This is a genomic window from Buttiauxella sp. 3AFRM03, from assembly GCF_003675305.1.
Classification (GTDB): domain Bacteria; phylum Pseudomonadota; class Gammaproteobacteria; order Enterobacterales; family Enterobacteriaceae; genus Buttiauxella; species Buttiauxella ferragutiae.
Genome location: NZ_CP033076.1, coordinates 2,773,261 through 2,797,402, shown reverse-complemented (window position 1 = coordinate 2,797,402; position 24,142 = coordinate 2,773,261). Strand labels below are relative to the sequence as shown.

Here is a 24,142-nt window from a genome sequence, read left to right as displayed (position 1 = left end):
CTGGATGGCTAAATCTGAAAATTCATCAAGGGGCATAAAATGACAATACTTAATCACACCCTCGGCTTCCCCCGTGTTGGCCTGCGTCGCGAACTGAAAAAAGCACAAGAAAGTTACTGGGCGGGCAACTCCACTCAGGAAGAATTACTGGCGGTGGGCCGCGAACTGCGTGCCCGCCACTGGGAACAACAAAAAGAAGCGGGTGTGGAATTACTGCCTGTAGGCGACTTCGCCTGGTACGATCACGTTCTGACCACCAGCTTGCTGCTTGGCAATGTGCCGGCTCGTCATCAGAACGCGGACGGCAGCGTCAGTCTCGATACCCTGTTCCGCCTGGGCCGTGGCCGTGCGCCAACGGGTGAACCTGCCGCAGCCGCTGAAATGACCAAATGGTTTAACACCAACTACCACTACATGGTTCCGGAATTCACCCAAGGCCAGCAGTTCAAACTGACCTGGACGCAGCTTCTGGATGAAGTCGACGAAGCGCTGGCACTCGGCCACAACGTGAAACCTGTGCTGCTTGGCCCGGTCACTTATCTGTGGTTGGGTAAAGTGAAAGGCAAGCAGTTCGACCGCCTGAGCCTGCTGAAAGATATTCTTCCGGTTTACCAGCAGGTGCTGGCTGAACTGGCAAAACGCGGTATCGAATGGGTGCAAATTGACGAACCAGCGCTGGTGCTGGAGTTACCGCAAGTTTGGCTGGATGCTTTCAAACCGGCTTACGACGCGCTGGCTGGCAACGTTAAGCTGCTGCTAACCACCTATTTTGAAGGCGTGACGCCAAACCTGAATACCATCACCGCGCTGCCTGTGCAGGGTTTGCACGTTGACTTCGTGCATGGCAAAGACGACATCAACGCGCTGCATCAGCAATTGCCTGCTGGCTGGCTGCTGTCAGCCGGCGTGATTAATGGCCGCAACGTCTGGCGTGCGGATTTGATTGAGAAATATGCGCAGCTTAAAGACCTGGTTGGTAAACGTGATCTGTGGGTTGCCTCTTCTTGCTCACTGCTGCACAGCCCAATCGACCTGAGCGTTGAAACGCGTTTGGATGCGGAAGTGAAAAGCTGGTTTGCCTTCGCTCTGCAAAAATGTGCCGAATTGTCTTTGCTGACTGACGCGCTGAACAGCGGTAACACAGAAAAACTGGTTGAGTGGAGTGCGCCGATTCAGGCTCGCCGTCATTCACAACGCGTACATAATGCGGCAGTAGAACAGCGCCTGGCGACGATCACTGCGCAAGACAGCCAACGCCAGAACGACTACACCGTTCGTGCTCAGGCTCAGCGTCAGCGCTTCAATCTGCCAGCCTGGCCGACAACGACGATCGGTTCGTTCCCGCAAACCACTGAAATCCGTGGCCTACGCCTCGATTTCAAAAAAGGCAATCTGGACGCCAACAACTACCGCACCGGTATTGCTGAACACATCAAACAGGCTGTTGCTGAGCAGGAACGTTTAGGTCTGGACGTGCTGGTTCACGGTGAAGCCGAGCGTAACGACATGGTGGAATATTTCGGCGAACACCTCGACGGCTTCGTGTTTACCCAAAACGGTTGGGTGCAAAGCTACGGTTCTCGCTGCGTGAAATCACCGGTTGTTATTGGTGACATCAGCCGCCCGGAAGCTATCACGGTGGAATGGGCGAAGTACGCGCAATCCCTGACCGACAAACCAGTGAAAGGCATGCTAACTGGCCCGGTCACCATTCTTTGCTGGTCATTCCCCCGCGAAGACGTGAGCCGTGAAACCATCGCCAAACAAATCGCCTTAGCGCTGCGTGACGAAGTGGCAGACCTGGAAGCTGCAGGTATCGGCATCATCCAGATTGACGAACCCGCACTGCGCGAAGGTTTACCGCTGCGCCAGTCCGACTGGCAGGCGTATCTGGAATGGGGCGTGGAAGCCTTCCGCCTGAATGCCGCCGTAGTGCGCGACGACACGCAGATCCACACTCACATGTGTTACTGCGAGTTCAACGACATCATGGATTCCATTGCGGCGCTGGATGCAGACGTGATCACTATCGAAACCTCACGTTCCGATATGGACTTGCTGGAATCGTTTAAAGAGTTCGAATACCCGAACGAAATTGGGCCGGGCGTGTATGACATCCACTCGCCAAACGTGCCAAGTGTGGAATGGATTGAAGCATTGCTGAAGAAAGCGGCAGAGTCTGTTCCGGCTGAGCGCTTGTGGGTGAACCCGGACTGCGGGCTGAAAACCCGCGGCTGGCCGGAAACCCGCCAGGCGTTGGCAAACATGGTAAAAGCGGCACAGAACCTGCGTAGCGCTTGATTTTTTGCCCTCACCCTAACCCTCTCCCTCAGGGAGAGGGTATTCGTACATACCGTCGACTCAGCCAATTATTGATATTCCTGCTCCGATCACCATCGTCAACCCTGGTTTATTTTTTCGATTTTCCAGTTTCTCGGGTCGATGGTCTTACAGAGTTCTAAATCGGTAACATAATAGGCGCCGAGTCTTTCCTGAGGGCAGTTGCTATAAGGTGAGAACATCAACCATATAGGGAGCAGGAATGCGATAATTAAAAATATAAGAAATGTGAAAACACTAAATCCCCCCCAAATAGTACCAATAAATGTTTGCTTTGTTGGTGGTGCAACTCCTTTAGCAAAAAATACTCGCAGGGATAAAAATATAAAATAGATACAAAGGGGGATTGTGCCTACACAAGTGATGGATTTAGCATGGTAAAGATAATATCACCTTGTATATACAGTGAGTGTAGATCATTCATTGGTACGGAATAAACAATAAAATACAATAAAGCTGATGCTGAAAGCAGCAATGCTACATTAGCGAACTTAATAATAATCCAATGTAAAATAGTCTCTTTACTCATTTTTTAGCTCGATGCATTAGAGAATAGATTGAAAAATAGCGACGTATGTTGGCTATTCCATTCCTTTATTCGCTGTTCTTGTTCGAGTGCAATGCGAAGTTTTTCTTTTAGGCTGGCAGATAAACCCATTTCGTTATCTAACGTATTTAACCCTACATTTAGACTGATACCTATTGCAATAATAAAAAATGTTGTAAGAACTATTGGTGCACTTAACAAAATTGCAATACCACCCACAAACTTTAATGTTTTTATTTTGTTCCCGATAATATTGAGATGCAACATTTTTATAAATGAATTATCAACAATGAAATATTCATATAATTAAGTGATAATTCATTGGTGGATGGTATGTATTGTCATGGCGGGAATGTAGTTTTCTATTTATTATTCTAATCAGAGTGACATGTTGTTTATCTCATTTACGCTATTTCCTTCATCCCTCCTTTGGTTAATACCCTGACCATGGCCAGGGTCGTATTCGTTACTTCTTCGCACCATAGCGTACGAACCACTGCAACATGCGTTGCCAGCCATCTTTTGCGGACTCTTCATGATAGCTCGGGCGGTAGTCAGCATTGAACGCATGGCCCGCTTCCGGGTAAACAATGATTTCTGCGTTGGCATTTGCGGCGCGCAGCGCATGACGCATGGTCTCCACAGTTTCAGGCGGAATACTGGTATCTTCTGCGCCATACAATCCCAAAACCGGCGCGTTCAAATTAATGGCAACGTCTACAGGGTAATGCGGTGAATTTAACGACTTTTCGCCGACCAGCTTGCCGTACCACGCTACCGCTGCTTTTAATTGAGGATTATGCGCGGCGTACAGCCAGGTAATCCGTCCGCCCCAGCAAAAGCCAGTCATCATCAGGCGATGAGCATCACCGCCGTTACGAGCCGCCCAATTGGCGACATGATCGAGGTCGGCCAGCACTTGTGCATCAGGTACTTTGGATACCAGCCCGCTGAATAAAGTTGGAATGTCGGCATACTCATTAGGATCGCCCTGACGGAAATAAAGCTCTGGCGCGATGGCGAGATACCCTTCCAGCGCCAGACGGCGGCAAATGTCGCGAATATGTTCATGCACACCGAAAATTTCCTGCACCACAATTACGATAGGCAAAGAACTTGCCGCGTCTTTTGGGCGGGCGTGATAAGCGGGCATATTCTCGCCCCGGGTGGGAATCGAGGTTTCCCCGGCCTGAATTGCGTCATCTGGGGTATGCAGTACTGTTGAAGCAGGTGGGGAGGTCGCTGGCGCAAAATTCCCGCCCGGCAAATGACCTGTGGCTTGTTCTTCTTTCATTAGCATTCTCCTTTTTGATTAGCGCAGTGCGATAACTATAGCCAGGATTTATTTAGGCTAATCTCCAGACTAAAATGTTTTCGCTGTCTGAAAAAGGAACAGGTAGCACGCTTAAATGTGACAGGAGTCACCAAAAAATATGAAATTGATGTAATTTGTTTCATTCAAAGTGAAATGCGTCACGAAATTTTTTGCAGGGGTTCTGTAAAGTACCTTCTTGAGGCGCAAGCCAATCTATTCAACGCAGGAGTTCTGTTATGTCCAAGTCTGATGTTTTTCACCTCGGCCTAACCAAAAGTGATCTGCAGGGGGCAACACTTGCCATCGTCCCGGGCGATCCTGAGCGAGTTGAAAAAATCGCTGTGCTGATGGACAAGCCGGTCAAACTGGCTGCCCACCGTGAATTTACTACCTGGCGTGCGGAATTAGACGGCAAGCCAGTTATCGTGTGCTCTACCGGTATCGGCGGCCCGTCTACTTCAATCGCTGTGGAAGAACTGGCACAACTGGGTATTCGTACCTTCCTGCGTATCGGGACGACAGGCGCTATTCAGCCGCATATTAATGTTGGTGATGTTCTGGTGACCACCGCGTCTGTGCGCCTTGACGGTGCCAGCCTGCACTTTGCACCAATGGAATTCCCGGCAGTTGCAGATTTTGCTTGTACCACCGCACTGGTTGAAGCCGCGAAATCTATCGGCGCGACCACGCACATTGGCGTGACGGCATCTTCTGATACCTTCTACCCGGGTCAGGAACGCTACGACACCTTCTCAGGCCGCGTTGTTAACCGCTACAAAGGCTCCATGGAAGAATGGCAGCAGATGGGCGTGATGAACTACGAGATGGAATCTGCGACCCTTCTGACCATGTGTGCAAGCCAGGGCTTGCGTGCGGGTATGGTTGCTGGTGTGATTGTAAACCGTACTCAGCAAGAGATCCCGAACGCTGAAACCATGAAGAAAACTGAAAGCCATGCGGTGAAAATCGTCGTGGAAGCAGCTCGTCGCCTGATCTAGTCCCCCAAAGCCGGTGCAAGCCGGCTTAATTTTTACGCTTTGCGTAACACCTCGCAGGAAATCCCTTTTCATCTGGACATTTATACAGCAGAATTTTATTTTGCTGGGGTTTGGCATGGCTTGTAGGAGTGACTGTGGATCTTTCTATTTTATTCGGCATCGGCGTTACGCTGGTGGGGGTTTTGACGGGTTGGTTGCTGGCAAGTTTGCGGGCTGCCGGGCGGCAATCCGCACTGCATGAAGAACAACGAGAAATCTACGGCGAACTGACTGCGGCCCGGCAAGAGTTGCAGCAAAATCAGCACTGGAAAGCGGAGTGTGAGCAGCTTAATCGCGAGCTACGCACCCAGCTCGAAATCAACAGTGCGCAAGAAGCTGATATTCGCGAACTCTCCACATTGCTGGAACAAACCCGCCTGAATGCCGATGACAAACATCGCCAGATGCTCAACAGCGAGCAGCGCCTCAGCGAACAGTTTGAAAACCTCGCTAACCGTATTTTTGAGCAAAGTGGCCGCAAAGTTGAAGAACAAAACCGCCAGAGTTTGAACGGATTACTGTCGCCGCTGCGTGAGCAACTGGATGGTTTCCGCCGCCAGGTTCAGGAAAGCTTTGGCCAGGAGGCTCGTGAACGCCACACGCTGACCCATGAAATCCGCAGCCTGCAACAGCTGAATGCCCAAATGGCGCAAGAGGCACTGAATCTCACCAAAGCCCTGAAAGGGGATAACAAAACTCAGGGCAATTGGGGCGAAGTGATCTTGACGCGGGTGTTGGAGGCGTCAGGTTTACGCGAAGGTTATGAATACGAAACACAGGTGAATATTCAGCTCGAAAATAACAGCCGTATGCAGCCTGATGTGATCGTGCGTTTGCCACAGGGTAAAGATGTGGTGATCGACGCCAAGATGACGTTAGTGGCCTACGAACGTTATTACAACGGTGACGATGAACTGACCCGTGAAAGCGCCCTCAACGAACATATTGCCGCCATGCGTAACCATATTCGCATGTTGGGCCGTAAAGATTATCAGCAGTTGCCGGGGTTGCGTTCGCTGGATTATGTATTGATGTTCATTCCTGTCGAGCCTGCGTTTTTACTGGCAATTGACCGCCAGCCTGAACTCATCAGTGAAGCGCTCAAAAATAACATTATGCTGGTCAGCCCGACGACCTTGCTGGTGGCGCTACGAACCGTTGCCAATTTGTGGCGTTATGAACACCAAAGCCGTAATGCGCAACAAATTGCCGAACGCGCCAGTCGCCTGTATGACAAAATGCGCCTCTTTGTTGATGATATGTCTGCGATAGGCCAAAGCCTGGATAAAGCCCAGGATAACTATCGGCAGGCGATGAAAAAACTCTCATCAGGCCGTGGAAATATCCTCATCCAGGCCGACGCATTTCGCGGTCTGGGCGTTGAGGTTAAACGTGAGATTAATCCAGATTTGGTCGAGCAGGCCAGATTTGAAGAAGACGAGAATTCAGTTCGCCACGAGCATGAAAACGACGAAGAAAAGAGCACGGACAACAGTTTAGAGAACCGACGTATCGTTGGTGAGCGTTAAGTTCAGGTTAATCCCTGCAGCTTGAAGCATAGGGCTTTAGGGCTCATTCTGTTACACTTCACGAACATTTTTTTGGACAAGCAGGCATTGAGATGGTTGAAGAATCCCAGGAAACAACACACTTTGGCTTCCGCACTGTAGCGAAAGAACAAAAGGCCGATATGGTCGCTAATGTGTTCCACTCTGTGGCCGCAAAATACGACGTCATGAATGATCTAATGTCATTCGGCATCCATCGCATCTGGAAGCGTTTCACCATTGATTGCAGTGGTGTTCGCCGTGGTCAGCGCGTACTGGATTTAGCTGGAGGCACTGGCGATTTAACCGCTAAGTTCTCCCGTCTGGTTGGCGAAACGGGCGAAGTGGTTCTGGCGGATATCAACGACTCAATGCTGAAAATGGGGCGCGAAAAACTGCGCAACATCGGTGTGGTTGGCAATGTGAACTATGTTCAGGCTAACGCTGAAGCCTTGCCTTTCCCGGATAACTTCTTTGACTGCATCACTATCTCTTTCGGCCTGCGTAATGTGACCGATAAAGAAAAAGCACTGCGTTCAATGTACCGCGTATTAAAACCAGGTGGTCGTCTGCTGGTTCTGGAATTCTCCAAACCGATTATCGAACCCCTGAGCAAAGCCTACGATGCCTATTCTTTCCACATTCTGCCGCGTATCGGTGAAATCGTTGCACAAGATGCCGAAAGCTACCGTTACCTGGCTGAATCTATTCGTATGCACCCGGATCAAGAAACACTGAAAGCGATGATGGAAGAGGCTGGCTTTGAAAATACCACCTACTTCAATCTGACCGCTGGCGTGGTTGCACTGCACCGTGGTTATAAATTCTGACAGGGAACTCGTGATGCCATTGCTGCTTTCTTCAGGTACGCCGCTAATCACTGCTGGAATAGAAAATATCCTCAATACATTTCTCTGGCGTGACCGTGGATTGAAAGCCGCGCGTCAGCGCTTAGTGGGTAAGGTGTTGCGTGTTGAACTCAAAGAGTTCTCATCGCCGATTGTGCTGGTCTTCAGCGAGCAACAACTTGATGTGTTAGCGCAGTGGGAAGGCGAAGCCGACTGTCTGGTGAAAACTGGGCTGAGCACATTACCGAAATTGCGTGACCGACAGCAGCTTACGGCGCTGATTCGTAGCGGTGAGCTGGAAGTAGAAGGTGACCTTCAGGTTGTGCAGAATTGGGTTGCGTTGATGGACCTTGCTGAATTTGACCCGGCAGAATTGTTGGCTCCCTATATCGGAGACATTGCTGCGGAAGGCATCGGCAAGGTGATTCGCGGCGGCAGTAAGTTGCTAAAAAAAGGCTTTACCCGTAACCAACAATACCTTTCAGAAGCCATTACTGAAGAGTGGAGAATGGCACCGGGGTCGTTGGAAGTCGCATGGTTTGCCGAGGAAACGGCAGCAGTCGAACGTAAGGTTGACGCACTCATTGCGCGACTGGACAAACTGGAGAACAAATGACGCCTGGAGAAATTCGTCGCCTCTATTTCATTATCCGTACTTTTCTCAGCTATGGTCTGGATGAGCTGATCCCACGCATTCGTATTACGCTGCCGTTACGCATCTGGCGGCGCATGCTTTTCTGGATGCCAAACCGCCATAAAGACAAACTTCTCGGCGAGCGTTTACGTCTGGCATTGCAGGAACTGGGACCGGTATGGATCAAGTTTGGGCAGATGCTCTCTACCCGTCGTGACCTGTTCCCACCACAAATCGCTGACCAGCTCGCTATGTTGCAAGACCGTGTTGCACCTTTTGACGGGGCATTGGCTAAGAAACAAATCGAACAGGCGATGGGGGGATTCCTATTGAAACCTGGTTTGACGATTTCGACATAACACCGCTCGCATCGGCTTCTATCGCGCAAGTGCATACTGCTCGCCTGAAAGAGAATGGCCGAGATGTGGTCATCAAAGTGATTCGCCCGGACATCCTGCCAATCATTAAAGCGGATATGAAACTCATCTATCGCCTCGCACGCTGGGTACCGCGCTTGATGCCGGATGGCCGCCGTTTACGCCCGCTCGAAGTGGTACGCGAATATGAAAAAACCTTGATCGATGAGCTGAATCTGTTGCGTGAATCGGCAAACGCCATTCAGTTACGCCGCAATTTTGAAGACAGCCCGATGCTGTATGTGCCGGAAGTGTTCTCTGACTATTGCAGCCAGGACATGATGGTGATGGAGCGAATTTACGGTATTCCCGTTTCAGATATTGCGATGCTTCACAAGCAAGGCACCAACATGAAACTGTTAGCGGAACGCGGCGTGCAAGTGTTCTTCACCCAGGTTTTCCGCGACAGCTTCTTCCATGCGGATATGCACCCTGGAAATATTTTTGTCAGCTACGAGCATCCTGAAGATCCGCAATACATTGGTATCGACTGCGGCATTGTCGGCTCGCTCAATAAAGAAGACAAACGCTACCTGGCTGAAAACTTTATCGCTTTCTTTAACCGTGACTATCGCAAAGTTGCTGAACTGCACGTTGATTCAGGTTGGGTACCTCCAGAAACCAATGTTGAAGACTTCGAGTTTGCTATTCGCACCGTTTGCGAGCCTATTTTTGAAAAGCCATTAGCGGAAATTTCCTTTGGCCATGTGCTGCTGAACCTGTTCAATACGGCACGCCGCTTTAATATGGAAGTGCAACCACAGCTGGTTTTGCTACAAAAGACACTACTTTACGTTGAAGGCCTGGGAAGGCAGCTTTATCCACAGCTGGATTTGTGGAAAACCGCCAAACCTTTCCTGGAAGACTGGATTAAAGATCAGGTTGGTATTCCGGCTCTTATTCGTACACTTAAAGAAAAAGCCCCGTTCTGGATAGAAAAAATGCCAGAACTTCCAGAACTGATGTACGACAGTTTGCGTCAGGGTAAACAATTGCAGCACAGTGTTGATAAAATAACGCGCGATTTGCAACGCAACCAGGTACGCCAGTCGCAGTCACGCTATCTGTTTGGTATTGGTGCGGTGTTGATGCTCAGTGGTACTTTGCTGTTGATTAATAAGCCAGAGTGGGAATTTATGCCCGCCTGGATAATGGCCGGTGGCATCGTGGCCTGGTTGATTGGCTGGCGGCGCTCATCCTGAGCTGTTTTTAATCGTTTTTAACGGACAACGTGCGGTACAATACAGACCGTAATCTATTCATCACAGTGATTTGAGGCAACATTATGGGTGGTATCAGTATTTGGCAATTGTTGATCATTGCTGTCATCGTGGTTCTGCTTTTCGGTACTAAGAAACTGGGTTCTATCGGCTCTGATTTGGGCGCATCCATCAAAGGCTTTAAAAAAGCCATGAGTGACGATGAAGACAAAGAGAAAGATAAATCTGCTCAGGATGCTGATTTCACAGCAAAAACACTGGCCGATAAGCAACCAGCTGATGTGAAAAAAAACGAAGCAAAGAGCAACGATAAAGAGCAGGTGTAAACCGTGTTCGATATTGGTTTCAGTGAGCTGCTACTGGTTTTTGTGATTGGCTTGATCGTACTCGGGCCACAGCGTTTGCCTGTGGCCGTTAAAACGGTCGTCGGTTGGGTCCGTGCTTTGCGTTCGCTGGCAGCAACTGTACAAAACGAACTGGTTCAGGAGTTGAAAATCCAGGAGCTACAAGACAGCCTGAAGAAGGTTGAAAAAGCGAGCATGGATAACCTCACTCCGGAACTAAAGGCATCAATGGATGAGCTGCGTCAGGCAGCAGAGTCGATGAAGCGCTCGTACACTCTCGACCCTGAAAAGGCGAGTGACGAAGCTCACACCATCCATAACCCACTAGTGAAAGATGCCCAGGACAGCCATGATGGCGTGACTCCAGCTACTGCTGCGCATCAGGCCAGCGCGCCTGAGAAAGCGCCCGCTGTTGAAACTGAAGCAGTTGTTCCTGCATCAGCTGCAGCTGCAGCAGAGGTTTCTGAAGAGCTGATTCAACCTCAGATTAAACCTGTAGCAGAGCCCGTCAAAACTCCAGCGTCTTCCCCAACTTCGAGTGATAAACAGTAAACATGGCCGTTGAAGATACCCAACCGCTTATCAGCCATCTGATAGAGCTGCGCAAGCGACTGTTAAATAGCATTATCGCTGTGCTGGTGATTTTCCTGGCACTGGTTTACTTTGCCAATGACATCTATCAGATTGTCGCCTCACCGCTGATTAAGCAGATGCCTATTGGCTCAACGATGATTGCGACTGATGTGGCGTCACCGTTTTTCACCCCAATCAAACTGACGATTTATGTTTCGGTATTTTTGTCTGCACCGGTCATTCTTTATCAGATTTGGGCGTTTATCGCCCCTGCGCTCTATAAGCACGAGCGCAAGCTGGTTATGCCGTTACTGTTTTCCAGCTCAATGCTGTTTTATATCGGCATCGCTTTTGCTTATTTTGTGGTGTTCCCGCTCGCATTTGGTTTTCTGACCAAAACCGCCCCGATAGGTGTGGTGGTGTCGACTGACATCAGCAAGTACCTTGATTTTGTCATGACGCTATTTATGGCATTTGGCGTGGCTTTTGAAGTCCCCGTTGCCATTATTCTGTTGTGTTGGATGGGTGTAACAACGCCTGAAGCGCTTAAGAAAAAGCGTCCGTATATTCTGGTTGGTGCATTTGTTGTTGGCATGTTGTTAACGCCGCCTGATGTTTTCTCGCAAACGCTGCTGGCAATACCGATGTACTGCCTGTTTGAAGTTGGTGTATTTTTCTCTCGTTTCTACGTCGGTAAAGGGCGCAGAGGTGGAGAGGAAGACCCGGAAGATGCTCCAGAAGCAGAAGACGATCACTCTAAAAAAGAATCATAATTTCAGACCGCCCATTAGGGCGGTCGTCGTTTGGAAGACGCTATGTTTGATATCGGTGTAAATCTTACCAGCTCACAGTTTGCTAAAGACCACGCTGACGTTGTGGCTCGCGCACATCATGCCGGCGTGAGCGGCATGCTGCTTACCGGGACAAATATTCACGAAAGTCAGCAGGCATTGTTACTGGCACAACAGTATCAGGGCTGCTGGTCTACTGCGGGTGTTCATCCGCATGATGCCAGCCAATGGCAAGATGAAACTGCGGCTGTGATTTGCGAGCTTGCGGGTGCGCCGGAAGTGGTAGCTATTGGTGAGTGTGGCCTGGATTTCAACCGTAATTTCTCGACGCCAGCTGAACAAGAACGCGCTTTTACCGCACAACTGGCCCTTGCTGCAGACCTGATGATGCCGGTATTTTTACATTGTCGGGAAGCACACGAACGCTTTATTGCTCTGCTGGACCCGTGGCTGGATAAGTTACCGGGTGTGGTTTTGCACTGTTTTACCGGAACAGAAAATGAAGTTCGTGAATGCCTGGCCCGAGGCATTTTTATAGGTGTCACTGGCTGGGTATGCGATGAGCGCCGCGGCCTTGAATTACGTGAGCTGCTACCGGTAATCCCAGCACATCAACTGTTGCTGGAAACTGATGCCCCCTATTTGTTACCGCGGGATCTAAAACCAAAACCTGCTTCCCGCCGGAACGAACCCTGCTACTTGCCGCATATCCTGAACAAGGTAGCCGAATGGCGTCGAGAAGACCCCACCTGGCTTGCGCAAGTAACAGATGACAATGCCCGCCGTCTTTTCCGGCTGGCTTAAATCAGGAGAAAATTAATGAGCTATGCATTTCCCGGTACGTTTCCTGGCCGCCGTATGCGCCGCGTTCGTCGTCACGATTTCAGCCGCCGCCTGGTTGCAGAAAATCAGTTAACGGTTAACGACCTGATCTACCCTGTGTTCGTGATGGAAGGTCAAAACCGTCAGGAAGAAGTGTCGTCAATGCCGGGTGTTTACCGCATGACTATCGATTTGCTGCTCAAAGAAGCGGAGGCCGTTGCGAAGTTGGGTGTGCCTGTGCTGTCCCTGTTCCCGGTCATCGAGAGCGCAGGAAAGTCGCTGCATGCTGAAGAAGCTTATAACCCGAACGGCCTGGTTCAGCGTGCGGTTCGTGCACTGAAAGATGCCGTGCCAGAACTGGGTTTACTGACTGACGTTGCGCTTGATCCGTATACCACTCACGGCCAGGACGGCGTGATTGATGCAGACGGTTACGTTATCAACGACATTACTCGTGAGATTCTGGTACGTCAGGCGTTGTCTCATGCAGAAGCTGGTGCGGAAATCATCGCGCCAAGCGATATGATGGATGGGCGCATCGGCGCGATTCGCGATCAGCTTGAGCTGGATGGTTTAGTGAACACCCAAATCATGTCCTATGCAGCGAAGTACGCATCCTGTTATTACGGCCCGTTCCGCGACGCAATTGGCTCATCCGGCAACCTGAAAGGCGGCAATAAAAAGACCTATCAGATGGACCCGGCCAATAGCGATGAAGCATTGCAGGAAGTTGCGCAGGATTTGCAAGAAGGCGCGGATATGGTGATGGTGAAACCGGGTATGCCTTATCTGGATGTGGTTCGCCGCGTGAAAGATACTTTCGGCGTGCCGACATTTGCCTATCAGGTTTCTGGTGAGTATGCGATGCATATGGCGGCGATTCAAAACGGATGGCTGGCAGAAAAACCGGCCATTATGGAATCACTGTTGTGCTTTAAACGTGCCGGCGCAGATGGTGTGCTGACGTACTTCTCGAAGCGTGTCGCACAATGGCTGCACGACGAGCAAATGCAGCGCTAGGAACGGAATACAGACTAAGAGGCCAGCAATCGCTGGCCTTTTTTACGTCTTTTTGAAATCGGTATTCTTCACACTCTGCATCACTTGTTTATTCAACAAATTCAGCAGCAGCATAGAGCGGGCTTCACCGTCCGGTTCGCTGAAGATAGCTTCCAAACCTTCGAATGCCCCTTCAGTTATCACCACGCGATCGCCCTGATAAGGGGTGTCTGGGTCAGTCACGTTTTCTGGCTGATGATGGATAAGTTGTTCAATCACATCATTCGGTACAGTGGCTGGAAGGCTGCCGAAGCGGACGAAATGGCTGACGCCACGCGTTGAATGTATTGTCGTGGTGTGAATAGTCTCAGGATCAAAGCGGACAAACATATAATTTGGAAACAATGGTTCGTCGACCGCAGTGCGTTTTCCTCGCACGATCTTTTCAATTTTGATCATCGGGGTGAGGCAATTCACTTCCTGACGCTCAAGATGTTCTTGCGCCCGCAGTAATTGACCCCTTTTGCAGTACAAAAGATACCAGGATTCCATAATGTCTCTTTTTCCTAATCAGCCGCGGAAGAATAGCAAAAGGCTGGTATGAGAGATAGACAGCAGAAGTATAACCAATGACTGTTTGGTCATCAGGCAACCATCTACACCTTTTTAACAAAAATACAGCATGCGCTGCATGAAGCCCGTATAATGTCCGCCAAATCCTGACGATGATTAATGGCATGAAATACCACGACCTACGCGACTTTCTGGAACTACTTGAACAACGCGGCGAGCTAAAGCGTATCGCAATGCCTGTCGATCCGTACCTGGAAATGACTGAAATTGCCGATCGTACTTTGCGCGCTAATGGCCCGGCTCTGTTATTTGAGAATCCAAAAGGGTACGACATGCCGGTGCTGTGCAACCTGTTCGGCACTCCGAAACGCGTCGCGATGGGAATGGGGCAAGAAGATGTTTCTGCGCTGCGTGAAGTCGGGAAATTACTGGCCTTCCTGAAAGAACCCGAGCCACCGAAGGGTTTCCGCGATTTATTCGATAAACTTCCGCAGTTTAAACAAGTCCTGAATATGCCGACTAAGCGTCTGCGTAATGCCCCATGCCAGGAACAAATCTGGGAAGGGGATGAAGTCGACTTATCTCGTATTCCGATTATGCAGTGTTGGCCTGAAGATGCCGCGCCGCTGATTACCTGGGGTTTGACGGTAACGCGTGGTCCGCATAAAGAACGGCAGAATCTCGGGATTTATCGCCAACAACTGATTGGCAAAAATAAACTGATCATGCGTTGGCTTTCGCATCGCGGCGGCGCGCTGGATTTCCAGGAGTGGCGTGCTGAACATCCTGGTGAGCGGTTCCCGGTTTCTGTTGCACTGGGTGCTGATCCGGCAACCATTCTTGGCGCGGTCACTCCAGTGCCAGATACTTTGTCAGAATATGCTTTTGCTGGTTTGCTACGTGGTACAAAAACCGAAGTTGTTAAGTGTATTTCTAACGATCTTGAAGTGCCAGCTAGCGCTGAAATTGTGCTGGAAGGGTATATCGAGCCTGGCGAAATGGCACCTGAAGGGCCATATGGTGACCACACGGGCTACTACAATGAAGTAGATGACTTCCCTGTGTTTACCGTGACGCATATAACCCAGCGCCAGAATGCGATTTATCATTCAACGTACACCGGTCGCCCGCCAGATGAGCCTGCGGTTCTCGGCGTGGCATTGAATGAAGTGTTTGTGCCCATTCTGCAAAAGCAGTTCCCGGAAATTGTCGATTTCTACCTGCCGCCGGAGGGGTGTTCTTATCGCCTTGCGGTTGTCACTATCAAGAAGCAGTACGCTGGCCACGCGAAACGCGTGATGATGGGCGTCTGGTCTTTCTTGCGGCAGTTCATGTATACCAAGTTTGTCATTGTCTGCGATGACGATGTTAATGCGCGTGACTGGAACGATGTAATTTGGGCCATCACCACGCGGATGGACCCGGCACGTGATACCGTTCTGGTAGAAAACACGCCAATTGATTACCTGGATTTTGCCTCGCCGGTTTCCGGCCTTGGCTCAAAAATGGGATTGGATGCCACCAATAAATGGCCTGGGGAAACCCAGCGTGAGTGGGGGCGTCCTATTAAGAAAGATGCAGAAGTATGTGCGCGTATTGATGCTATCTGGGATGAACTGGCTATTTTCGACGACAGTAAAAACGCCTGATCGGCGGGTTTTACCGTTTTGCATTATTGACCCGACAGAGGGGAAGCATGACAACCTTAAGCTGTAAAGTGACCTCGGTAGAAGCGATAACTGACACGGTGTATCGCGTTCGATTACTGCCGGAAGCGAAATTCTCCTTTCAGGCCGGGCAGTATTTGATGGTGGTGATGGATGAGCGCGATAAACGCCCGTTCTCCATGGCATCCACGCCGAGCGACCAGGAGTTTATCGAACTGCACATTGGCGCATCAGATATCAATCTGTACGCCATGGCGGTGATGGATCGCATTCTGAAAGAGAAAGAAATCGTTGTTGATATTCCACACGGCGATGCCTGGCTGCGTGAAGATGAAGATCGCCCGTTGATTCTGATTGCTGGCGGGACCGGCTTCTCTTATGTGCGTTCTATTTTGCTGACGGCGCTGGCGCGTAACCCGCAGCGTGAAATCGCCATTTACTGGGGCGGCCGTGAAGATAAACATCTTTATGATCTGTCTGAGTTAGAAGCGCTGTCCGTGGTTCACCCGAATCTGCGTGTTGAAGCGGTGGTTGAGCAACCGGAAACAGGCTGGCGTGGGCGTACTGGCACTGTGTTAACCGCGGTGATGCAGGATTACGGAACGCTTGCCGGGCACGACATCTATATTGCCGGACGTTTTGAAATGGCGAAAATTGCCCGTGACCTGTTCTGCAATGAACGTAGTGCGCAGGCCGACCGCATGTTTGGCGACGCGTTTTCGTTTATCTAATGCAATAAAAAACCCGCCCCTGACAGGCGGGAAAAACGGCAACTAAACTTTTTTCTGCGTCCTTGGTGTTGTAACTTTGTTGGCTGCATTCGCTCACCCGAATCACTTACTTTAGTAAGCTCATCGGGATTCGCTCATTTGCCGCCGCGTTACAACATCAATGACTTTGAAAATTGGATCAATTCCTTAAACGCGTTCAATAACTGTGGCAATCCCCTGACCCAATCCGATGCACATGGTGGCGAGGCCAAACTGCGCATCGCGACGTTCCATCAAATTGAGCAGCGTGGTGCTGATTCGTGTACCGGAACAACCCAGCGGGTGACCCAGTGCAATCGCACCGCCATTCAGGTTAATCTTCTCGTCGATCTTATCCATCAGCCCCAGATCTTTAATACATGGCAGGATCTGTGCGGCGAAGGCTTCGTTCATCTCAAACAGGTCTATGTCGGCGGCAGTCAGGCCCGCTTTTTTCAACGCCAGTTGTGATGCCGGAACTGGGCCGTAACCCATAATGGATGGATCGCAGCCAACGACTGCCATAGAGCGAACATAAGCGCGGATCTTCAGGCCCAGCTCTTTGGCGCGTGACTCGCTCATCAGCAACATCGCTGAGGCACCATCGGAAAGCGCGGAAGAACTGCCTGCTGTAACGGTGCCATTGACCGGATCAAACGCAGGTTTCAATGCCGCCAGACCTTCAACTGTAGTTTCCGGGCGAATCACTTCATCGTAATCAAAACGTTTGAGCACACCGTCTGCGTCATGGCCGCTGGTTGCCAGAATTTCATTTTTGAAATGACCCGCTTCGGTTGCAGCCCAGGCTCGCTGGTGTGAACGTGCAGAAAACTGATCCTGCATTTCACGGCTGATACCATGCATACGAGACAGCATTTCGGCGGTTAAGCCCATCATGCCAGCTGCTTTTGCAACGTTGCGGCTCAGGCCTGGATGGAAATCAACACCATGGCTCATTGGCACGTGGCCCATATGTTCCACGCCGCCTACCAGACAAGCATGCGCATCACCGGTCTGAATCATACGAGCAGCATCGTGCAGCGCTTGCATCGAAGAACCACACAGGCGGTTCACTGTAACCGCCGGTACTGAATGTGGGATTTCTGCCAGTAGCGAGGCGTTACGAGCAATATTAAAACCTTGCTCCAGCGTCTGCTGCACACAGCCCCAATAAATGTCATCCAGTGCAGCGGCTTCTAAAGCCGGGTTGCGTGACAAAATGCCACGCATCAGATGGGCAGAAAGATCTTCCGCACGCAGATTACGAAACGCACCGCCTTTTGAACGGCCCATCGGGGTGCGGATGGCATCAACAATTACAACCTTTTCCATAATCACTCCTCAGGCACTTTTCAGGTCACTGGCTGGGCGCGCTGGCTCAACGGGTGGATAGTACGGCTCGTTACGGGACGCTTTAGTACGCAGACCGTCCGGCACCTGGTAAAGCGGGCCAAGATGTTCGTACTGTTGCGCCATATCGAGATATTTCGCGCTGCCGATGGTGTCTAACCAACGGAATGCGCCGCCGTGGAACGGAGGGAATCCCAGGCCGTAAACCAGTGCCATATCTGCTTCTGCCGGGCTGGCGATAATGCCTTCTTCCAGGCAGCGCACGACTTCGTTGACCATTGGGATCATCATGCGAGCGATGATCTCTTCGTCGCTAAAGTTTTGGCGCGGTTTGCTGACATCAGCCAACAAGCTATCGGTGGCTTCGTCTTGTTCTTTACGCGGTTTGCCTTTGCTGTCTTGTTTGTAGCGATAGAAACCCTGCTGGGTTTTCTGGCCATAACGGCCTGCGTCAAACATGGCGTCGACCGCATCGCGATAATCTTTCTGCATACGCTGTGGGAAACCGGCAGCCATAACAGCCTGCGCGTGGTGCGCGGTATCAATACCGACTACATCCAGCAGGTATGCCGGGCCCATCGGCCAGCCGAACTGCTTTTCCATTACTTTGTCGATCTGGCGGAAATCTGCACCGTCGCGCATCAGCTGGCTAAAGCCGGCAAAGTACGGGAACAGCACACGGTTGACGAAGAAGCCAGGGCAGTCGTTCACTACGATCGGCGTTTTGCCCATTTTGCTGGCCCACGCAACAACCTTCGCGATAGTTTGCTCAGAGGTTTTCTCGCCGCGAATCACTTCCACTAACGGCATGCGGTGCACAGGGTTAAAGAAGTGCATGCCGCAGAAGTTTTCCGGGCGCTTCAGGCTGTTTGCCAGTTCGCCAATTGGAATGGTGGAGGTGTTCGACGCCAGAACGGTATCCGGGCGTACTTTATCTTCCACTTCTGCCAGAACGGCTTTCTTCACTTTCGGGTTTTCTACCACTGCTTCAACTACCACATCGACACGCTCAAAACCGGCGTAATCCAGCGTTGGATGAATGGTGGCAATCACACCCGCCAGTTTCATGCCGTCAATTTTGCCGCGTTCCAGCTGTTTGTTCAGCAGCTTGCTGGCTTCGTTAATACCCAGCTCCAGCGACTTCTCGTTAATGTCCTTCATTAATACCGGTACGCCTTTCCAGGCAGACTGGTAAGCAATGCCGCCGCCCATGATCCCGGCACCAAGAACGGCTGCCTGTTTCGGGGTTTCGGTATTTTTGGTCAGCTTCTTCGCCTGACCTTTTATGTATTGGTCGTTAAGGAAAATCCCGACCAGCGCACGGGCCTCATTGGAACGCGCCAACGGCACGAAACTTTGAGTCTCCAGTTGTAATGCTTCGTCACGGCCCATTCTTGCCGCGGCTTCGATGGTTTTGACTGCCGTCATCGGGGCAGGGTAGTGCTTGCCCGCAATCTGCATCACCATGCTTTTAGCAATGGTGAAGCTCATGGTGGCTTCGATTTTGCTCAGCTTCAGCGGCTGCAGTTTTGGCGCGCGTTTGGCTTTCCAGTCCAGATCGCCATTAATCGCCTGGCGTAATACCGCCAGTGCGCCGTCGCGCAGTTTCTCAGTTTTAACGATGCCGTCGACTAAGCCGAGCTTTTGCGCTTCAACCGCGCCGACATCTTTACCGGCGGTGATAATTTCCAGCGCGCTATCAGCACCCAGCAAACGAGGTAAACGTACAGATCCACCGAAACCAGGCATGATGCCGAGTTTGGTTTCTGGCAGGCCAATACGGGTATCTGGTGTTGCCAGGCGATAATCGGTTGCCAGTACACATTCACAACCGCCGCCAAGGGCGTAACCATTCACTGCTGCAATGGTCGGAACCGGCAAGTCCTCCAGACGATTGAAGACGCTGTTGGCAAATTGCAGCCAATGAGTCAGTTGCTCCGCAGGAACCAGGAACAGCGACAGAAATTCAGTAATATCCGCACCAACGATAAACGCGGCTTTGTTGGAACTGAGCAGCAGGCCTTTCAGACCAGGCTGCTTTTCCAGTACATCCAGCGCGTGGCCCAGGCTTGCTACGGTCGCGGTGTCGAGTTTGTTCACTGAACCGGGGGCATCGAATACCAATTCTGCGATGCCATCTTCCAGCCAGTCGAGATGTAAGGTTTCACCTTGGTAGAGCATGTCAGTCTCCTGAATCCAGCAATGGGATCTGGTCGTACCAGATGAGGGTGAGTGTGGAATTGATGTTAATGAAATGCAAATAACTCTTTAAATATTTGCAAAGATGATCACAGCCGCTGGAAATAAGTTCGCTCTGTTTACGGTGTGCTAAGATGCGTGGCGTTCAGTTTATAAAAAACCAGAAGGGTAAATCATGGATTCACTGGCCTCACTTTATAAAGATCATGTGGCAACTTTGCAGGAACGTACCCGCAATGTTCTGGCGCGCTTCAATCTTGACGCGCTGTTGATTCACTCGGGCGAGCTAGTCAACGTCTTCCTCGATGATCATCCATATCCGTTCAAAGTTAACCCACAATTCAAAGCCTGGGTTCCGGTCACACAAGTGCCAAACTGCTGGCTGCTGGTGGATGGTGTTAACAAACCGAAGCTGTGGTTCTACCTGCCGGTTGATTACTGGCACAACGTTGAGCCGCTGCCAGAATCCTTCTGGACTGACGAAATTGAAGTGATTGCGCTGCCGAAAGCTGATGGCATTGGCAGCCAGTTGCCTGCCGCGCGTGGCAATATCGGTTATATCGGGCCGGTTCCAGAGCGTGCCGTACAGCTTGAAATCCAGGGCGCTAACATCAACCCGAAAGGGGTGATTGATTACCTGCATTATCATCGTGCTTATAAAACTGATTATGAGCTGGCATGTATGCGTGAAGCGCAGAAAACCGCAGTGGTTGGTCATCAGGCGGCTCACGAAGCGTTCCTGTCTGGAATGAGCGAATTTGACATTAATCTCGCGTATCTGACCGCAACCGGACATCGCGATACCGATGTGCCTTATGGCAACATTGTTGCGCTCAACGAGCACGCAGCAGTTCTTCATTACACCAAACTTGAGAACCGCGCACCTGCCGAAATGCGCAGTTTCCTGTTGGATGCTGGCGCGGAATATAACGGTTATGCGGCTGATTTAACGCGTACCTGGTCGGCAAAAAGCGATAACGATTATGCACAACTGGTTAAAGACGTTAACAGCGAGCAACTAGCGCTGATTGATACCCTGAAAGCAGGTGTGCGCTACACCGATTACCACATCCAGTTCCATCAACGTATCGCGAAGCTGCTGAGCCGCCATAAATTGGTTACCGGGATTAGCGAAGAAGCGATGGTTGAAACCGGCATCACTGGGCCATTTATGCCACATGGTCTGGGCCACCCGCTGGGTTTGCAGGTGCATGATGTTGCAGGCTTTATGCAGGATGATTCCGGTACACACCTTGCTGCACCTTCTCAGTATCCGTATCTGCGTTGCACGCGTATTCTTGAACCGCGTATGGTTCTGACCATTGAACCGGGCATTTACTTCATTGAATCTTTGCTCGCACCGTGGCGCGAAGGCCAGTACAGCAAGCACTTTGACTGGCAGCGCATTGAGGCAATGAAACCTTTCGGTGGCGTTCGCATTGAAGACAACGTGATTGTTCATGAAAATAGTATTGAAAACATGACGCGCGATCTGAAACTGGCGTAATGGATAGTTGGCTGATTCCCGCTGAAACCGTTGCGTTCAGTGAGGAAATCAAGAAAAGCCGCTTTATTACTCTGGTCGCTCATACGACTGGCGTAATTGCGGCGAAAGCATTTCTTGAAAAAGTACGTTCAGAGCACCCGACGGCCCGGCATCATTGCTGGGCCTGGGTGGCTGGTGCGCCAGATGACTCGCAGCAGTTAGGCTTTTCTGATGATGGTGAACCTGCTGGCACAGCCGGTAAGCCGATGCTTGCCCAGCTTATGGGAAGTGGTATTGGTGAAATTACCGCAGTCGTCGTACGTTATTCTGGCGGCATCAAACTAGGTACTGGCGGCCTGGTGAAAGCCTATGGCGGCGGGGTGCAGGCAGCGTTAAATCAATTGCCTACCGTGCTCAAAACTCCGTTAACCGAATATACTTTGCAATGTGAGTACGCGCAGCTTGCCGGAATCGAGGCGTTGCTTAAACAGTGTGACGGCGTTGTGGTGCAAAGTGATTTTCAGGCGTCTGTTTTATTACTTATCGCGTTACCACACGCGAAACTCGCTGACTTTTCAGTCAGACTTGCTGATTTTAGCCGCGGTGCATTGCATTTATTGCCGGCTGAACAATAATCCCCACTCGTATTTTATTGATAGTTAAGGAAGCGGCTGAAATGCATTTTCGCGCCATAACCCGAATCGTTGGTCTGTTAGTCATTCTATTTTCCGTGACCATGATTATTCCTGGGTTGGTAGCTTTAATTTATCGCGATGGTGCTGGCCGAGCTTTCACCCAGACTTTCTTCGCAGCGCTACTGATTGGTTCTTTTTTGTGGTGGCCTAACCGGCGGCAAAAAAGTGAGTTGAAACCACGAGAAGGGTTCCTGATCGTCGTCTTGTTCTGGACGGTGTTGGGGAGCGTGGGTGCGCTGCCTTTTATCTTCGCGGAACAACCGAATCTCACTATTACTGATGCATTCTTTGAATCGTTCTCGGGTTTAACTACCACCGGTGCGACAACGCTTGTCGGGCTGGATACGCTTCCTCACGCCATTCTGTTTTATCGGCAAATGTTGCAGTGGTTTGGCGGCATGGGGATCATCGTGCTGGCAGTGGCCATTCTGCCGATTCTGGGCGTCGGCGGGATGCAGCTATACCGTGCCGAAATGCCGGGGCCGCTTAAAGATAATAAGATGCGCCCGCGTATTGCAGATACCGCAAAAACTCTGTGGATTATTTATGTTCTGTTAACTGTCGCTTGTGCGTTGGCACTTTGGTTTGCAGGGATGCCTGCGTTTGATGCAATAGGTCACAGCTTTGCGACTATCGCGATTGGTGGTTTTTCTACTCATGATGCCAGCGTCGGTTATTTCGACAGCCCAACCATTAATACAATTATCGCCATCTTCTTGCTGATTTCCGGTTGTAACTATGGCCTGCACTTCTCTCTATTAAGCGGGCGTAATATAAAAGTCTATTGGCGTGACCCTGAGTTCCGCATGTTTATTGGCGTGCAACTGACGCTGGTGGCTATCTGTACCTTAGTACTCTGGTTCCACAACACTTACCAAACCGCCCTGCTTACGCTAAACCAGGCATTCTTCCAGGTGGTCTCGATGGCGACGACCGCCGGGTTTACGACTGATAGTATTGCTCGCTGGCCTCTATTCTTACCGGTGCTGTTGTTGTGCTCTGCTTTTATAGGGGGGTGTGCTGGTTCGACCGGTGGTGGTCTGAAGGTCATCCGTATTCTGTTGCTGTTCAAACAAGGCAACCGCGAACTGAAGCGACTTGTTCACCCCAATGCGGTCTATAGCATCAAGCTTGGCAATCGAGCCCTGCCCGAACGTATCCTTGAAGCAGTATGGGGATTCTTTTCTGCCTATGCGCTGGTGTTTATCCTCAGCATGCTCGCGATTATCGCCACCGGCGTGGATGATTTCTCCGCCTTTGCTTCAGTGGCGGCAACGCTGAATAATCTCGGCCCAGGTTTGGGGGTTGTGGCTTATAACTTCGCCAGCATGAATCCTGTGGCAAAATGGATATTGATAGCCAATATGCTGTTTGGTCGTCTTGAAGTGTTTACTTTACTTGTACTGTTTACGCCAACCTTCTGGCGAGAGTAATCGGAGCCTGCTGTGAGAACGTTGATTCTATTTTCGACCCGCGATGGTCAAACTCGCGAGATTGCTTCTTATATAGCATCTGAACTTAAAGAGCTGGGCGCCGAGAGTGATGTGGTTAATCTGCATCGCAGTGGCGAGATCGCCTGGGGAAACTACGAACGCGTCGTTATTGGCGCTTCTATTCGCTATGGGCATTTCCATTCGTCAGTGGCTGCGTTTGTGAAAAAGCATCAGCAAGCATTGAATAAGATTCCCAGCGCTTTCTTTTCCGTAAACCTGGTCGCCCGTAAACCAGAGAAGCGTTCTCCTCAAACCAACTCTTATACGCGTAAGTTCTTGCTGACCTCCCCGTGGCAGCCAAATCATTGCGCGGTGTTTGCGGGTGCACTGCGTTATCCGCGTTATCGCTGGTATGATCGCGTGATGATTCGTTTGATTATGAAGATGACGGGCGGTGAAACAGATATCAGCAAAGAAGTTGTTTATACAGATTGGCCTCAGGTGGCGCGTTTCGCCCACGAGATAGCGCACTTAAACAGCAAATAGTGTCCAAAACA

Annotated in this window: 20 protein-coding genes and 1 pseudogene; 17 read left to right on the top strand and 4 right to left on the bottom strand. The window is 50.7% G+C overall.

Annotated features, from left to right (window positions below):
* The first annotated feature begins 39 nt into the window (after positions 1-39).
* Entirely contained in the window at positions 40-2,301 is a 2,262-nt protein-coding gene (metE, locus tag D8682_RS14520; protein ID WP_121814567.1) for a 5-methyltetrahydropteroyltriglutamate--homocysteine S-methyltransferase, read from the top strand.
* 1,052 nt (positions 2,302-3,353) lie between these two features.
* On the opposite strand, the gene D8682_RS14510 is transcribed toward metE, so the two are convergent.
* Positions 3,354-4,181: a dienelactone hydrolase family protein gene (locus D8682_RS14510; protein ID WP_121814566.1), complete on the bottom strand. Its 828-nt coding sequence runs from the start codon at positions 4,179-4,181 to the stop codon at positions 3,354-3,356.
* A gap of 257 nt (positions 4,182-4,438) precedes the next feature.
* On the opposite strand from D8682_RS14510, the gene udp reads away from it, so the two are divergent.
* From udp to hemB, 10 genes and pseudogenes are all read left to right on the top strand, one after another.
* Positions 4,439-5,200 (top strand): uridine phosphorylase, encoded by a 762-nt coding sequence (gene udp / locus D8682_RS14505; protein ID WP_034492150.1) that lies wholly within the window; start codon positions 4,439-4,441, stop codon positions 5,198-5,200.
* A gap of 134 nt (positions 5,201-5,334) precedes the next feature.
* Positions 5,335-6,768, top strand: a complete 1,434-nt coding sequence (gene rmuC / locus D8682_RS14500) for a DNA recombination protein RmuC (RefSeq protein WP_121814565.1) — start codon at positions 5,335-5,337, stop codon at positions 6,766-6,768.
* 92 nt (positions 6,769-6,860) lie between these two features.
* The gene (ubiE, locus tag D8682_RS14495) at positions 6,861-7,616 is read left to right on the top strand and encodes a bifunctional demethylmenaquinone methyltransferase/2-methoxy-6-polyprenyl-1,4-benzoquinol methylase UbiE (RefSeq protein ID WP_064541465.1); all 756 of its coding nucleotides are present in this window, start codon (positions 6,861-6,863) and stop codon (positions 7,614-7,616) included.
* A 13-nt stretch (positions 7,617-7,629) separates the two neighbouring features.
* Positions 7,630-8,250 (top strand): SCP2 domain-containing protein, encoded by a 621-nt coding sequence (locus tag D8682_RS14490; protein ID WP_121814564.1) that lies wholly within the window; start codon positions 7,630-7,632, stop codon positions 8,248-8,250.
* Positions 8,247-9,886: pseudogene (ubiB, locus tag D8682_RS14485) on the top strand (ubiquinone biosynthesis regulatory protein kinase UbiB). The gene D8682_RS14490 and the pseudogene ubiB overlap by 4 nt, the downstream one beginning before the upstream one ends.
* An 83-nt stretch (positions 9,887-9,969) precedes the next feature.
* Positions 9,970-10,230 (top strand): Sec-independent protein translocase subunit TatA, encoded by a 261-nt coding sequence (tatA, locus tag D8682_RS14480; RefSeq protein ID WP_121814563.1) that lies wholly within the window; start codon positions 9,970-9,972, stop codon positions 10,228-10,230.
* Between the two features lie 3 nt (positions 10,231-10,233).
* Complete coding sequence (gene tatB / locus D8682_RS14475) at positions 10,234-10,800, top strand: Sec-independent protein translocase protein TatB (protein ID WP_064541453.1); 567 nt, start codon at positions 10,234-10,236, stop codon at positions 10,798-10,800.
* A 2-nt stretch (positions 10,801-10,802) separates the two neighbouring features.
* Positions 10,803-11,594, top strand: coding sequence for a Sec-independent protein translocase subunit TatC (tatC, locus tag D8682_RS14470; protein WP_064541450.1), 792 nt, complete (start codon positions 10,803-10,805; stop codon positions 11,592-11,594).
* Between the two features lie 42 nt (positions 11,595-11,636).
* The gene (gene tatD / locus D8682_RS14465; RefSeq protein WP_121814562.1) at positions 11,637-12,416 is read left to right on the top strand and encodes a 3'-5' ssDNA/RNA exonuclease TatD; all 780 of its coding nucleotides are present in this window, start codon (positions 11,637-11,639) and stop codon (positions 12,414-12,416) included.
* 15 nt (positions 12,417-12,431) lie between these two features.
* Positions 12,432-13,454, top strand: coding sequence for a porphobilinogen synthase (gene hemB, locus D8682_RS14460; RefSeq protein ID WP_121814561.1), 1,023 nt, complete (start codon positions 12,432-12,434; stop codon positions 13,452-13,454).
* 42 nt (positions 13,455-13,496) lie between these two features.
* Here the strand turns inward: hemB and rfaH are convergent, their stop codons facing one another.
* Positions 13,497-13,985: a transcription/translation regulatory transformer protein RfaH gene (gene rfaH / locus D8682_RS14455; protein ID WP_064541440.1), complete on the bottom strand. Its 489-nt coding sequence runs from the start codon at positions 13,983-13,985 to the stop codon at positions 13,497-13,499.
* Positions 13,986-14,161: 176 nt separating this feature from the next.
* Between rfaH and ubiD the strand changes: the two genes are divergently transcribed.
* Together ubiD and fre are read left to right on the top strand one after the other, a co-directional pair.
* Positions 14,162-15,655, top strand: a complete 1,494-nt coding sequence (gene ubiD / locus D8682_RS14450) for a 4-hydroxy-3-polyprenylbenzoate decarboxylase (protein ID WP_121815711.1) — start codon at positions 14,162-14,164, stop codon at positions 15,653-15,655.
* Between the two features lie 47 nt (positions 15,656-15,702).
* The gene (gene fre / locus D8682_RS14445; protein WP_121814560.1) at positions 15,703-16,404 is read left to right on the top strand and encodes an NAD(P)H-flavin reductase; all 702 of its coding nucleotides are present in this window, start codon (positions 15,703-15,705) and stop codon (positions 16,402-16,404) included.
* A gap of 186 nt (positions 16,405-16,590) precedes the next feature.
* On the opposite strand, the gene fadA is transcribed toward fre, so the two are convergent.
* Both fadA and fadB read right to left on the bottom strand, forming a co-directional pair.
* Positions 16,591-17,754 carry an acetyl-CoA C-acyltransferase FadA gene (fadA, locus tag D8682_RS14440; protein WP_121814559.1) on the bottom strand — a complete coding sequence of 388 codons (1,164 nt, stop codon included), beginning with the start codon at positions 17,752-17,754 and terminating at the stop codon, positions 16,591-16,593.
* Positions 17,755-17,763: 9 nt separating this feature from the next.
* Positions 17,764-19,953 (bottom strand): fatty acid oxidation complex subunit alpha FadB, encoded by a 2,190-nt coding sequence (fadB, locus tag D8682_RS14435; protein WP_121814558.1) that lies wholly within the window; start codon positions 19,951-19,953, stop codon positions 17,764-17,766.
* Between the two features lie 193 nt (positions 19,954-20,146).
* Between fadB and pepQ the strand changes: the two genes are divergently transcribed.
* Genes pepQ through hemG form a run of 4 tightly spaced genes read left to right on the top strand, consistent with a single transcriptional unit; the run spans position 20,147 to position 24,131 of the window.
* Complete coding sequence (gene pepQ / locus D8682_RS14425; RefSeq protein WP_064541428.1) at positions 20,147-21,478, top strand: Xaa-Pro dipeptidase; 1,332 nt, start codon at positions 20,147-20,149, stop codon at positions 21,476-21,478.
* Positions 21,478-22,092, top strand: a complete 615-nt coding sequence (locus D8682_RS14420) for an IMPACT family protein (RefSeq protein WP_064541425.1) — start codon at positions 21,478-21,480, stop codon at positions 22,090-22,092. Before pepQ ends, D8682_RS14420 begins: the two co-directional genes overlap by 1 nt.
* A gap of 41 nt (positions 22,093-22,133) precedes the next feature.
* On the top strand, positions 22,134-23,585 hold the full coding sequence (trkH, locus tag D8682_RS14415; protein ID WP_121814557.1) for a Trk system potassium transporter TrkH: 1,452 nt from the start codon (positions 22,134-22,136) through the stop codon (positions 23,583-23,585).
* A gap of 12 nt (positions 23,586-23,597) precedes the next feature.
* On the top strand, positions 23,598-24,131 hold the full coding sequence (hemG, locus tag D8682_RS14410) for a menaquinone-dependent protoporphyrinogen IX dehydrogenase (RefSeq protein WP_064541421.1): 534 nt from the start codon (positions 23,598-23,600) through the stop codon (positions 24,129-24,131).
* Positions 24,132-24,142 lie beyond the last annotated feature (11 nt).